This window comes from Leptospira levettii (assembly GCF_002812085.1).
Taxonomy (GTDB): domain Bacteria; phylum Spirochaetota; class Leptospiria; order Leptospirales; family Leptospiraceae; genus Leptospira_A; species Leptospira_A levettii.
The window spans coordinates 17,983-31,402 of sequence record NZ_NPDM01000004.1 but is presented as its reverse complement, the minus strand read 5'-3'; the positions used below and the strand labels follow the sequence as shown (position 1 = coordinate 31,402).

Below are 13,420 nucleotides of genomic sequence, written 5' to 3'. Positions count from 1 at the left end.
ATGGAACCGTTCACACGAAAACGATTTCTGAAACGTTCCATTGTTCTTGCGTCCGCTCTCTTCCTTTTAGGGGGAGAGTGGAATCTATTTGCAAAAGGAATAAACGAAGAAAAAATTTCGGATCCACCAGATGGCTTAAAACCAGTATCCGAAAACGATCCCACCGCACAGGCATTAGGTTTTCACCATGATGCAAAGAATACTGATTTTAATTTGTATCCAGAAAGGAAACAACCACAAGCCAAAAACCAAGTTTGTCTGCAATGTGCCCAATTTACAAAACTCAATGAAGGTTGGGGAAAATGTTCAATCTTAACAAATGGTGTTGTGGCAACGAAAGGTTGGTGTTCCGCTTTTTCTAAAAAAATGTAATTTTAATTTTAAACTGTTTTGGTTCACCCCAAAGGGAAATCATTTGGATGGGAACCAAAACTGGATTTTATCTCTACTGCCATTGGCACTGACGGAGATCAACACCTTCAAACGTCCATGGTTTGTGCGCAAATTTTGCGTTTTTGTCTTCAATTAAATCAAATGACTTGGACTCAGATGACATACTCGTAAACACCAAATAAAATGGAGTGTCTTTCATTTTTGTCCGCTTTGGGCATAAATCTACACCTTCCGATTTTATGAATGGGTAATTGGTTCCTAACTCATCACGAAAAACCATTCCTTCCTTCAGAACACATACTCGTTTCCAATCTTTTGTATGGAGTTTTAATTTTGTTTCTGTTTCACTTACACAAATTTGATCGAGTACCACCACTCCCAAAAACTCTGCAGAGAGTTTGCAACACATCGGATTCACAGACCAATTCCGTTCGATGACTTTCTCTTTTTCCAGGGTTGGAGTTTCTGAAATTTGTGTAGGTGGAGAGGAACATGAAGAAATCAAAATCGAAAAAAAAAGAATCCCATAAATGAATGAACGAATGGATAACATGAAAGCACCTAGTCCCAAGAAATTTGATAAAAATCCTGCATGTGAGAATTTAAAATTCTATCTTTTTTTCGATTTTTTTTTCGTTCCCACCTATTTTGTCCTAGGTTTCCAGTAGGATAGACTTCATGAAGAGGTCAATTATGGATTACGTAGAATCACTTTTAGAAGAATACTTTGATGTTTCTAAACAAATGGAAAATAAGACAATTGTCATAGGGGAAACAGAAAACTATCTTGAAAGTTTACTTGCCATTGAAGAAGAAATCTGCTGGGAATTTAATGTTCCACCTACTCGTAAATTTAGAGATTTGTTTCGATTGATTCCAAATGGGATTACAAAAGAAATTTATGTAACCACTTCTGTTCAAACTCTTTCCAGAGAAAAAGCTAGATATTTTTACAGACCAAGTGAGTTTGACTTTGATTTATTTAAGGCAGCTTAAGTAAGTTAGTTGCTCTCTAGACAAAGATCACAATTCCCACATGAAATAAATGGGGAATCAAAATATTGGTGGATAAACTTTCTCCGACAATCATTTGTTTTGGTGTATTGGAGCATTTGGTAGAGTCGTTTTCCACCTTCCATTTTTTTAGCTTCCAATTCTTCTTTTGAAAATAGTGAATCATCCCATTCACTTTCCAGTTGTAAGGTTCCTTGTTCTAAATCACCAGACACTAGACCTACACGTGATAGTAAATTGATAGCAGTTTGTACCCTATGATCTGATTTGTTTTTATAAGTCATAAAGGATTGGATTGTCTCGTAATCAAGAGCGGATAATTGGTTTTGTTTTTGGGATAACAACAAATAGAGCTTTTTTAAGTAGGATATATCTGGATTTTGCCAATCTATAAAATCCATTTGGATCGCCAAATCATCTTCTGTATAAAACAATTTGCACTCTGAAGGTTTACCATCTCTCCCTGCCCTTCCTATTTCTTGGTAATATGCTTCGATACTTCCAGGAATTTGTACATGGAAAACATTTCTGACATTCGACTTATCAACACCCATCCCAAATGCATTGGTTGCGAGTAACACAACAGAATCTGATTTTAAAAATTTTGTAAGTGTTTTACTTCGATCTTGGTTGGAACGTTTTCCATGGTAAACCAAATGTGAGAATCGTTTGGTATCTAACCATCGACTAAAATTTTCTAATTCTTGGATGAGACTAAAGTATAAAATAGAAACTCCATTTTTGGACTTCAAATCTTCTAACAACTGTTTGTATTTTGTTTCCACATCAAAACATTCTGAAACAGACAGATGCAAATTGGGGCGAAATAATCCATCATCAAAAACTTGGATTTCATGAGATTTTAACCCCATTTGTTCCATGATATCTGCTTGTACGCGACTTGAGGCAGTTGCTGTTAAGGCAATTGTGGGTGGGTATTTTAAGATCTCACGAAACCATTTAATTTTGGTATAATCAGGACGAAAGTCATGTCCCCATTGGCTAATACAATGTGCTTCATCAATTGCCAGTAGAGATATTTGTATTTTGGACAAAACATCTAAAAATTCCTTTTTTTGAAATCTTTCAGGAGAGACGTAAACCATTTTCCATTCGCCAGCTCTTAACGCTTCATACCGTTTCATTCTTTCTGTGCAATTTAAACTAGAATTGATATAGGTGGCAGAGATCCCTTTTTGCACCAATGCATCCACTTGGTCCTTCATTAAAGCAATAAGAGGTGAGATGACAATACAAGTTCCTTGTAATACCAATGCAGGAATTTGGTAACAAATTGATTTTCCCATTCCCGTAGGCATAATGACTAAAGCATTTTTGCCACTGATTATGTGTTTTATAATCAATTCTTGATTCCCTCGGAATTCCGTAATTCCAAAAGGTTCATATAGTATATCCGTTTTCATTCTTATCCTTTCACCACAATTCAATTTCGTCCGTTCCAATGAGATCATTTTTTCATACGATTCATTCACCTATGATGATCTTATAGAGGAAGACTACTCCTTCTGAAGATAGAAGATGTAATGATTTATCTATTTTTCTTGGTTGGTTTTGCATTTGGAAATGATTCCAAATCTTCTGTATAGGCTCCGGAAGTTTTCATAAACGTAATGCCAAGTTCTCGTAAGGACATGATCATAGGGATTGTTTTTTTACCAAGATCTGTAAGAGAGTATTCCGTATGCGGAGGCACAACAGCATACACCTTTCGGTTGACAAGTCCATTTTCTTCTAATTCGCGGAGGGACTGTGCCAACATTTTATCGGAAATATGAGTTAATGATTTTTTGATCTCACTATAACGTAGTGTTTTTTCCCTTAGTCTCCAAAGGATGGGCATCTTCCAAGCACCACCTATCCAATCTAACACAAATTCTACAGGATTATAATATAATTTTCCTTTGTATTTAAATTCAGGCATATTCCTCCAGCTACCTACCAATTGGTAAGTTTATCACCATTACACATGGTATAGTCCAAAACTGTTTATTTTCCATACAAATCGAATTGCAAATTTAAAAAAATAAATCCCTCTATAGACTTAAAGAAGGAGTTCTATATATGAAAATTGCAATCATTGGAACTGGAAATGTTGGTGGAGCTTTGGCAATGGGTTGGTCAAAAAAGGGCCATCAAATCTTTTTGGGAGTTCGGAATCCAGAGAATTTTAAAGGCAAAGAACTTCTCTCACTTCCGAATATTACTGCTTGTGCCATCGAAGTAGCTGTCAAACAATCTGACGTGGTAGTGATTTCTACGCCCGCAAAAGAAACTTTGAATGTCGTAAAATCGTTAGGTGATACAACAGGAAAAATCATCATCGATACAATGAATATGGTCCAAAAAGAACCCTCCAATTTACACTCATCGACGACAGAAATCATTCTGAAACACACACAATCCAAAGATGTTGTGAAATGTTTTAATACAACTGGTGCCAATAATCTACTCAATCCAAAATATGGTGATACAAACCTCGATATGTTTATGGCTGGTGATTCAAGAAGTGGTAAAGAGATCGCAAAACAACTCACACTGGATTTAGGATTTGCCGATTGTTATGATGTGGGTGGGAATGACAAATTTGCGCTCATGGAAGAATTTGCATTCTTTTGGATCAACCTAGCTATGTTTCAAAAATTAGGGAGAGAAATTGGATTTAAATTATTAAAACGATAACTAAAAAAATATTCTATAAGACAAAATTTAAATATTACAAACAATTTTAAGTTCTTTTTCGCTTTCGATTTTTAGTAAGAGTTTCAATTGTCACCATGAAGAAGGCAAATTGGAAAAGGATCTTCCGGATCATGTGTTTTAGGTTTCGGAAACATGACTCCTTCCTCCTGGCAATTTATCCTTCCTTTGTTCACGATAACAAAAGGATAGAGTCAAAACATGTAACTTAGTGATCCCAAAATAATAGCTCGGTATTAATTTTCCCTTCCCTACAAAATCTAACCAAAATTTGTTTCGTATCAAAATCTAAAAGGGAATGTAAATTATCGCAAGCAAGTTGCTTGGGGAATTCCGCAAACTCGATGTTTGTGGCTTTTTGCCTTCAATTGTTCAAAAAGAATCTATCACCAAACCAGCTATTGGCGTAGTTGCCAGTAGGCATACCAAACAATATTCCTTCAATTCACATTTGGTGACTCTGATGTGTATTCCAATCTTATAATATATACCATTTAGGAGATACCAATTGTATTAAAATGTGTCATTTTGCGAATCATGTAATAAAAAATGATGAAAATTAATCTTCTGATACAATTTCTATCCAAAAACGAACGACTTTGATTTTTGTGAAAATTGTTTATAGTCAATTCATCAAAATCGCTACGTAATACTTTCAAATAAATAAATCAAAAAAGAACATTCAAATAATTTAAATTATGAATTTACTTATTATTTTGTACCATATAACATCGTATATACTATGCGGTTCATTTCCATCATCCTCGTTCTCTTTTGTTTCATAGGTTGCAGAAAAAAAGAAAATTCTGATACAGAATTAACAATTCTTGGCCTTTACCTTCTAACACCAAATGATGTCATCCTGGACTTAGGTTATCCTGGCTCCCAAAACCAATTACAAAACAGTGAACTTGTCGGGAAATTATCAGGGATCACTCTCAAAATTGGTGGCGTCACGGCAACGGGTGTTTCCGCTGTTTCTTCCGATACAATTCAATTCACGATGCCAACCATTCCTGGGATTACAGAAAACCAAGCAGTTGATTTTGTGATCGAAAAGAATGGAACCATACTATTTTCGATCAAAGTTCGGTATCGACCTATTCTCAGTTGGTCTATCAACCAACCAGTCAACCTACTCCGTCCTATTGACGGAAGAGATAATAAAAGTTTTTTCCAAATTACTGCGACAACTGCAAACCATGTGTTTAATACCTTTGGTCATAATCTTTCCGATCTAGACCTATATTACTTCACTTCCCTCGGTGGTAATCCAATCCCTTTTGCTGAAAAAAGAAGAACTGGTGCAGAATTTAACAAAGTATCTTTAAATGCGGGAACTGTTTACATTATGGTCAAACACATCAGTGGTTTCGATGGTACATACAATATGCAAATTGCCAATAGTGGAGTTGTTGCATCCAGCTCAGCCAAGTTAACATACAGTGGTTGGACATTTAACTTATGTTATGATACTATGGGATTAGGACCTGCAACGGCTAATAACTGTGATGCACAAATGGCAGTTTATAACCCAACAAGATCAGGGCGTTGTACATATCCAGGTGACCAAGGATTAACAACACGTAATTATTATGATGAAGGTGGCTTTTCAACTGCTTACAGTGAGAACACTTGTTTAAATCCAGGAGGAGGATCACAAAACGAAGCCGAGTCCATCTTTATCCCCAATTAACGATCCAATCCCTTTACCATCACACTTCCCGAAAAGAATGTTGTGATGGTTGGATTGATCCATGTTTCATTCTAGATTTCAATTAAAAACAAACCTTTGTTTGGTTTTCTCCTTCTGAACAAAATTCAGTCGTTGCCCTAGCAATGATTACGATCCGGAATTGAGAAAACATTCCAATTTTTTTCCTTCTTTCAAAACAATGCTATACAAAATCGAAATCCATTCCTCTTTACGTTTGAATCCCATGCAAACATCTAAAAAATTCACATACTTTTTTGCTTTAGTAATCAGCGTTAGTTTCATCATCAGTTTCTTCCTATATGGAATTCAAAATAGTATCGCTGAAAACAATCCCCAGATTGAATTAAAACCCTTCTCCTATTCGAAAATTTTATCACGGACAACAACAGTGATTCTATTCTTTTCGTTACTTTGGTTTTACAAAAGGATAGAAAAAAAACCGATTCGTTCTCTTGGATTGGAAAACATATCAAAACGAAAGAAAGATTTATTTTTAGGATTTTTAGCTGGGATGGCATCCCTCAGTTTTGTAGTTGCCACCAAAGTAATTTTTGGAGTATCAACTTGGGCACCCAAAGAATTTTTAGCATTTGATTATTTGATTTCTTTCTATTTTTTACTTTCTGTATTTTGTATTGGTTTTGTTGAAGAACTATTCTTTAGAGGTTATCTTCTTCAATCCTTTGTTGTCGAATGGGGTGAGAAAAAAGCAGCGATCTTTACAAGTTTGTTTTTTTCGATCACACATTTTATCCGGCCTATCCAAGATATACTTATCTTGATTCCGGAATTCATAGGATTGTTTTTAGTAGGATATGCTCTGTCTTATGCATGGATTTATACTAGGTCCCTTTATTTGCCGATCGGTATTCATGCAGGTTGGGTGTACGTTGTCAAAATGCAATCATTCTTTGTTTCTCCAATTCCTCACGACTATCATTGGTTATTCGGTGGTGAGAGGCTCGTTACGGGGTTCATTTCATGGATGTTTATGTTTTTGTTCTTATTTGGGCTCAAACGATTTTTTGAACAAATGTTACAAAAAGACCAAATGCCTACTGGATAAAGGGGTTAGCTATAATCACGCTCACACATTTTGACAACCCATACTTTGGAATCATCGATTCAATTGATTCCACTTCTTAGCAAAGAATTGTTTTCCTCTAATTTTGCCTGGAATAACAAAAATCCTAACGTTGCAATCACTCCACCAAAAAAGATAAAAAGTTCTGGCCCAAAATCTCCCGATTTCCAATCATCATGCATTAACACTAGATAAATGATTGGAGCTATATATTGATTCACAAACAACCCAACAAATATGAGTTGGTTTGCAGTGCCAGATTTTAAAAATTTCCAAAGAAACAAATTTGGATTCGAAAGTACTGTGGAGAGAGCTAGTAGAGCCATAAAAGCCATTTCTAATAAAGAGATCCCAACCCTTGGGTCGATTGACATACTTAAATAGTTTGGATTCTGAAATAAATGACCAATTAAACTAAGTCCTCCAGGAACAAGCGCTAGGTGAATCAGAATATCATCCAAAATCCAAAATCGATTTGGTGTTCTCCTTAAATACAAAAGAATCTCGTAAAAACTAAAAAAAATGAGTCCAATGGAAGTGGAAATTGAGGTCATAACAAGTGTTGACTTAGGGTTGATGTGTACGGCAGGTGCAGACAACAACATCAATATGGAAGAGATATTCCCTCCCCCAACGATCATGAGAAATGCCAAATTTGCTGTAAATGGCCAAAGTTGAAAATGCCGAGTTGCTAATCGCAAACTAACAATGACAAGAAGGGAAATTGAAGTAAAAATGGAAAGCACTGGTCCGTCTGCATGGTAAAATAAGGGAACACCGAAGATCCAAGCTACCAACGTTACACTTGAACCAATTAAAATCAGAAAATCAAGTATTTCAGCCCATTTTAAAAACCGTGTTTCCATAGAGAGATCTCCTACTTTGTTAGCGGTAATGATTGCCTCCGAAAAGATCAATTTTGCAATTCAAATTTGGTTTTGATTAAAGAAAATTCTTGCGATAAACCTGTGGAGTGACTCCATATTTTTTTTGGAAAAGAGTATGAAATGCCGATTTAGAATTAAATCCGGAAGCATAAATGATACTTATGATTGTCATTCCAGGATTCTCCTTTAAAAGTTTTGCCGCTGTTTCTAATCGAAATTCATTGATATAATTTCGAAAGCCAATCCCTAAGTTATGATTCAAAATTTCAGACAGTTGATGGGAATCTAAGTCTAAACGACTCGCCAAAGTTTGTAATGTCAATTCTTCGTTAGTGTATAAATGTTCAGTATTCATCAAATAATCCAATCGTTTGATAACATGTTGTATATCGATTCCTTTGGTTCTGCTTTCTTTATAACGGGCAACACTAGTTTCCGTTTCGAAATTCGGAATCATCTCGAAACGATTTGTTCTCTGCAAAAAAATATAAATCAAAAGTAGAAATAATCCACTACAAGCGAGTAAAAATACTTCCATATAAAAGATTTGAGCAATTAAAAACAAAAATGTGATCGAAGTGGTATAAACGATTAATCGTAAAAAAGGTGGGAATGAAGTTTTTAGATCTTCTTTAGATTGTATCCTCCATTTGACGAATTGGAATAAGATTTGAGACGTATAAAAGAAAATGGAAACAACACCGAGTCCTAACAAAAGAAAGATCCATTTTTCCGAACTTTGTCCCCAAAATTTCGATTGTCCTAGATTCATTATATCGTTTCCGTTAGTTGCTCTTAGGAGTAGGATGAATCCAATTGACAGAATTGATGGTACCAAATGAATGAAAGGGACCTTATCAATAGATCCGTTACTCATTTTTTCAAAGTAGAGGTAACAAAGTGGACCAATGAGTAATAAGAGTGGGATATGAAATCCAAATAGATATGGAAACAATGAAAAGCTATTAGCAAATTCTGCTGTCATATGAAACTGGACCAAGGATACAATTAAAAATAAAAGAGCAGAAGAATAGTCATAGAGAAGATTTGCATTAAATTTCTCTAAATTGGAAAGAGAAACATAGGAAGGATTTCTGTTCTTGTTATTTTGTTTTCCTCTCACTTGGTAAGTTTCGAGCCAGTGGGATAAAAAGAGGAGGAAGGATACGATTGCACCAGCAAAAGGAATTAAAAACATAAGGTCTTTTTCTCCTTCATTTTCCGAATGTCTATTTTTTTTAAAAAAATTTCATCCATTTCTGAGTCCATCTGTATCCAGAAGGACGACCGAAGATTTATTTTTTGCGATAATGAATTGTATGAACCAAAACCTTTTACAAAACCAATTCAACAATCGTAAAACAAAACAATTCCAATCTATCACAAGGCGATTTCTATTGTGTATATTTATGTTTGGAATTTTTTACACTCACCTCTTTGCCAATCCTTTTCATACCAAACAAAAGTATTTAAATCAAATTCCAATCAAATCACAACACAAAAAACCCATCATCACGATCATAAGTGACAACGAGTTTACCGAACTCACTGACTTTCTGGTTCCGTATGGGATTTTGAAACGAGCAGATATTTCTGAACTATACGCTATAGCACCTGTAAGTGGAAAGGTCCAACTATTCCCAGCATTGTCGGTAGAGGTGGAAACTTCTTTTGACGCATTTGACAAAGAACATCCTGAAGGAGCAGACATTGTGATAGTTCCTGCTCTTCATAATTCACAAAATCCAAACATTCTTAAATGGTTAAAAAAACAAAATGAAATGGGTGCCACATTCATTGGAATCTGTGATGGGGTTTGGACACTTGCATATTCTGGATTGTTGGATAGAAGAGAAGCAACAGGACATTGGTATGCAAAAGATAAATTAATCAAAACATTTCCAAATACAAATTGGACCAAAAACAAAAGGTATGTACATGACGATCGTATGATTACGACTTCAGGAGTCACAGCATCCATCCCAATCTCCTTGGCATTAATCGAAACATTAGTTGGAAAGAAAAAAGCCACTGAAACTGCTGTATTGTACGGTGTTGAATCCTGGGATCCGAATCATAACAGTGATAAGTTCGAATTCAAATGGAATCATTATCTACTTGCAACAAAGAACTATTTGTCTTTCTGGAATCATGAAACAATCGGAATTCCAATTTATGAAGGAATCGATGAGGTTTCTTTAGCATTAGTGGCGGATGCATATGCACGAACGTATCGATCAGATGTAACTTCGATCGCTTCCCAAACAAAACAGATCAAATCGAAGTCTGGCCTTTCCATTTATCCGGATATTACCAATCCAGAGAGTGATGGAATCAATGTAAAGGTTTTGATTCCAAAGGATGGGAAATCATTTTCCTTACTTAAGGAAACCTATGATACCATCCAGAAAAGGTATGGAGAAACAACAATGGAATTTGTTTCACTTCAAATGGAATTTCCATTTCCATAAAAGTTTTTAGAATTGCAGGAACAAAACAATCGGATGAGTCTAAGTCCAACCTTATTACACCAGTTAGAGAATGAAGATAACAAATGGTTGTTTTGTATACGGACAACTCCTTAACTTCCAATTGGTTAGGTTCTGCCACAGTTAACCTCTATTTGTCAATTATTTCTTTACGAAAGACTTCACCAGGCAAAAAGATGATACATAGATGGAATATACCTACCAATTGCCTAATATCGAATCCATTGGAGACACCTGGACCTATTTTTGGTTACAACTACCGTATGGAATTCCAGGGATTATCTCACTAGTCGTTGGTTTCTTTTTAAGCGCTTTCAGTTTTCGTAGGATATTTCATACCAGTGGTGAAGACAGAATTCTTTCTCTCAATGTAGCCATTTCCTTTTTTGGATATGGAATTCTTGGTCTTGTACTCTCGCTTAGAGCTTGGATCATGGACCGTGAACTCTTACTGGCACTGAACAATTGGTTGTATCTCTTTATCCTACTCATTTTGCCTTCTAACTTTTACATTTGTTATGCGCTTTCTCGAAAAAAAGTATTTTTGTATTATACATATCTTTGTTGGATCAGTGTGATCTTTGGTTATGTGGGACTTTTCCAAGGACTCGGTTTTCATAATGAGTGGTTTGATTACCAATTTGGAAAGTATCCAAAAGCAACAAATTTCATAAAACCATTTGGAATCATACCACTCGTTGGTTACTTTGTTTTAGTTTTGCCTTTTTTTACATTCCAATGGAAAATATTATTAAAACGAATTCATAAATCATTATTCATTGGCTATAATGTTCTGTTTTTAATGACAATTTCCAATGCTCCTGTTTTACTTGGGTACAATGTGTATCCCGGTTCCTTTTTTATCTTTATCCCTCTGATCTTAATTGCTTACGGAATTTTCCGTTCCGATTTTCTCGATGTAAATGAACTTCTGTTTGATCGAAATGGATTATTTTACATTTTGTTCGGTGTGGTTTCTTTTTCACTGATTGTTCTCAGTGGAACAGTGGCATTGGGCTTAAGTCATAGTGCCTATTTGAACGACAATTGGTTTCCTCATGCCCTTCCTCCTACTATTTCTTTTTTTGTCGCTATTTTTATGGCAATCATTGTAGCAGGTAGTAACCCACAAGCAAAGATCAATCAATTATGTGCATTTTCTCTCATCATCACAGCTTTTTATAATTTACAATCCATCCCTACGAAACTAGAGCTCAATTATTTAATCCTTCTTCGTATATCACAGGTTAGTTTTTTAATATTTTCACTTGCACCAAGTATATTATCACGATTTGTTTTAAAAGCAATTGGAAGTGAAAGACCCAAGTCTTTACGAGTTGTAGATTTAATTTCAATTCTATGTTCTGTTTTATCGATCACACCTTACCTACACAATGGTTACTACCATTACGACTATGGAATCATCCATAAAAGTTCCATAGTGCCGTATCTACTCGGTGTCGCTGGATTTTTCGCGTTTATCATTGTAGGAAGAGAAATCCGCAAACGATGGATATTCTTACCAAAGGAATCAAAGGTTGCATTAGGATCGGTGTTACTTTCAGGAGTATTTTTATTAACTGCATTTTTTCCTTCGCATGGGTTTGTAATTCCACCTATTTCTGATTATTTGTTCATTCCAACCACCTTACTTGGATTTGCTGTATTGAAATTAGGTGCATTTTCATTGCCAGGGAGAACCATTCGATTCAGTCAAAAACTAGCCAATTTAGGAATCTTTTCTATCTTATTTGCTAGCTTATTACAAATGCCAAAGTTTTTAGAAAAATTAGCATTTGGAGAAAGCCTATTTCACATAACACTAGTTACACTTCCATTGGTGTTATTCAATTACCTGCTTGTTTATGTTTTTGCAAGGCCTCTCGCGGAAGAATTAGATAGAAGTTATATCCTCTTGGAGCAAGCAAAAAAGGAAGCAGAACTTGCAGGCGAAGAATCAGAAAAACTTTTATTAAATATCCTTCCTAAGTCCGTCGCTGAAGAAATTAAAATCAATGGGTATTGTGAACCAAAATCTTTCGAAGAAGCTACCATCCTCTTCACTGATTTTCGAGGTTTCACAGAAGTTGCAAAAAACATGGAGTCAAACGAACTCATCACAGAACTCGATGCATGTTTCACCCAATTTGATGAAATCATATCAAGAAACCAATTGGAAAAACTCAAAACCATTGGTGACTCTTATATGTGCGCTGGCGGATTACCAGATCCAAACTACACAAATCCAATCGACGCATGCCTTGCAGCTCTTGAGATCAGATCCTTTATGGACCAAATGAAAGACATCAAAACCCAACTAAATCTTCCCTATTGGGAACTACGAATTGGAATTCACACAGGCTCTGTGATTGCTGGAGTTGTTGGTCGTTTTAAGTTTGCGTATGACATTTGGGGCAGTAGTGTCAACACCGCTTCTCGTATGGAAAGTTCGGGGATTGTTGGTGAAATCAATATCTCACAATCTACCTATGACAAAGTACGATTTTTATTCCAATGTGAACATAGAGGAAAAATCGTCGATAAAAACGGGGAAAGGCGAGATATGTATCTTTTGAAACACATCAAACCAAAGTTTTCCAAAGACGGACTTGTTCCCAATGAATTGTTTTGGTCCATTTATCAAAAAATCAAACAAGGCAGTAAAATTGTTTTAAGATCAAAACTGGAAACAGAAAAGATTCTCTAATCTATTTTCATTGTCATGAATCGTTAGAAGATACAAGTTTATTCTATGACTTCCCAAAAGAGTTCCCTTCCTTTTTACAACCGTGTCCAATGGTTGACTTTACAAGTCATTTGGAATTCTCTCAGTGCAAAAGAAGTCATCCCCTTTTTATTCCAATTCCTAAAGGAAAGATTTCGTTTGAATCGGTCAAACTTTGGCAAGGAATGGAATACAAAATGGCAATCAAATGCCAATCAATTGAATCCGCTTGACCTCATTGCCTTTTTTATCGCTTACAAAAGAGTGACAAACCAGGAACGAGCGTTAATGTTACTGATTAAAATTCTCAAACAACAATCGACAGAAGTATTTTTGGAAATGGTGGAAGTGTTTCGGAAGTATGGGATACGGGTGATCTAGCAGAATGGTTCG

Annotated in this window: 13 protein-coding genes; 8 read left to right on the top strand and 5 right to left on the bottom strand. The window is 35.6% G+C overall.

Annotated features, from left to right (window positions below; genetic code table 11):
* On the top strand, positions 1–372 hold the full coding sequence (locus CH354_RS12835) for a high-potential iron-sulfur protein (protein WP_100727782.1): 372 nt from the start codon (positions 1–3) through the stop codon (positions 370–372).
* Between the two features lie 73 nt (positions 373–445).
* Here CH354_RS12835 and CH354_RS12830 read toward each other — a convergent pair whose 3' ends face one another.
* Positions 446–946, bottom strand: coding sequence for a hypothetical protein (locus CH354_RS12830; RefSeq protein ID WP_207762720.1), 501 nt, complete (start codon positions 944–946; stop codon positions 446–448).
* A gap of 140 nt (positions 947–1,086) precedes the next feature.
* On the opposite strand from CH354_RS12830, the gene CH354_RS12825 reads away from it, so the two are divergent.
* Positions 1,087–1,389 carry a hypothetical protein gene (locus CH354_RS12825; RefSeq protein WP_100727781.1) on the top strand — a complete coding sequence of 101 codons (303 nt, stop codon included), beginning with the start codon at positions 1,087–1,089 and terminating at the stop codon, positions 1,387–1,389.
* 5 nt (positions 1,390–1,394) lie between these two features.
* Here CH354_RS12825 and CH354_RS12820 read toward each other — a convergent pair whose 3' ends face one another.
* Together CH354_RS12820 and CH354_RS12815 are read right to left on the bottom strand one after the other, a co-directional pair.
* A complete protein-coding gene (locus tag CH354_RS12820) occupies positions 1,395–2,831 on the bottom strand; it encodes a RecQ family ATP-dependent DNA helicase (RefSeq protein WP_100727780.1) in 1,437 nt (478 codons plus the stop codon).
* 125 nt (positions 2,832–2,956) lie between these two features.
* Complete coding sequence (locus CH354_RS12815; RefSeq protein WP_100727779.1) at positions 2,957–3,349, bottom strand: winged helix-turn-helix transcriptional regulator; 393 nt, start codon at positions 3,347–3,349, stop codon at positions 2,957–2,959.
* 140 nt (positions 3,350–3,489) lie between these two features.
* Between CH354_RS12815 and CH354_RS12810 the strand changes: the two genes are divergently transcribed.
* From CH354_RS12810 to CH354_RS12800, 3 genes are all read left to right on the top strand, one after another.
* The gene (locus tag CH354_RS12810; protein ID WP_100728378.1) at positions 3,490–4,107 is read left to right on the top strand and encodes an NADPH-dependent F420 reductase; all 618 of its coding nucleotides are present in this window, start codon (positions 3,490–3,492) and stop codon (positions 4,105–4,107) included.
* Between the two features lie 760 nt (positions 4,108–4,867).
* Complete coding sequence (locus CH354_RS12805) at positions 4,868–5,821, top strand: hypothetical protein (RefSeq protein ID WP_100728379.1); 954 nt, start codon at positions 4,868–4,870, stop codon at positions 5,819–5,821.
* Positions 5,822–6,020: 199 nt separating this feature from the next.
* Positions 6,021–6,908: a CPBP family intramembrane glutamic endopeptidase gene (locus CH354_RS12800; protein WP_125172450.1), complete on the top strand. Its 888-nt coding sequence runs from the start codon at positions 6,021–6,023 to the stop codon at positions 6,906–6,908.
* 59 nt (positions 6,909–6,967) lie between these two features.
* Here CH354_RS12800 and CH354_RS12795 read toward each other — a convergent pair whose 3' ends face one another.
* Both CH354_RS12795 and CH354_RS12790 read right to left on the bottom strand, forming a co-directional pair.
* Positions 6,968–7,792, bottom strand: coding sequence for a hypothetical protein (locus tag CH354_RS12795; protein ID WP_100727775.1), 825 nt, complete (start codon positions 7,790–7,792; stop codon positions 6,968–6,970).
* Between the two features lie 76 nt (positions 7,793–7,868).
* Positions 7,869–9,011, bottom strand: a complete 1,143-nt coding sequence (locus CH354_RS12790) for an AraC family transcriptional regulator (protein ID WP_100727774.1) — start codon at positions 9,009–9,011, stop codon at positions 7,869–7,871.
* A 121-nt stretch (positions 9,012–9,132) separates the two neighbouring features.
* Here CH354_RS12790 and CH354_RS12785 point away from each other — a divergent pair, with 121 nt between their 5' ends.
* The 3 genes from CH354_RS12785 to CH354_RS12775 all read left to right on the top strand — a co-directional run bounded on the left by CH354_RS12785 (position 9,133) and on the right by CH354_RS12775 (position 13,408).
* A complete protein-coding gene (locus CH354_RS12785) occupies positions 9,133–10,284 on the top strand; it encodes a DJ-1/PfpI family protein (protein ID WP_243396079.1) in 1,152 nt (383 codons plus the stop codon).
* A gap of 205 nt (positions 10,285–10,489) precedes the next feature.
* On the top strand, positions 10,490–13,009 hold the full coding sequence (locus tag CH354_RS12780; protein WP_100727773.1) for an adenylate/guanylate cyclase domain-containing protein: 2,520 nt from the start codon (positions 10,490–10,492) through the stop codon (positions 13,007–13,009).
* 45 nt (positions 13,010–13,054) lie between these two features.
* Positions 13,055–13,408: a hypothetical protein gene (locus CH354_RS12775; RefSeq protein WP_243396078.1), complete on the top strand. Its 354-nt coding sequence runs from the start codon at positions 13,055–13,057 to the stop codon at positions 13,406–13,408.
* Positions 13,409–13,420 lie beyond the last annotated feature (12 nt).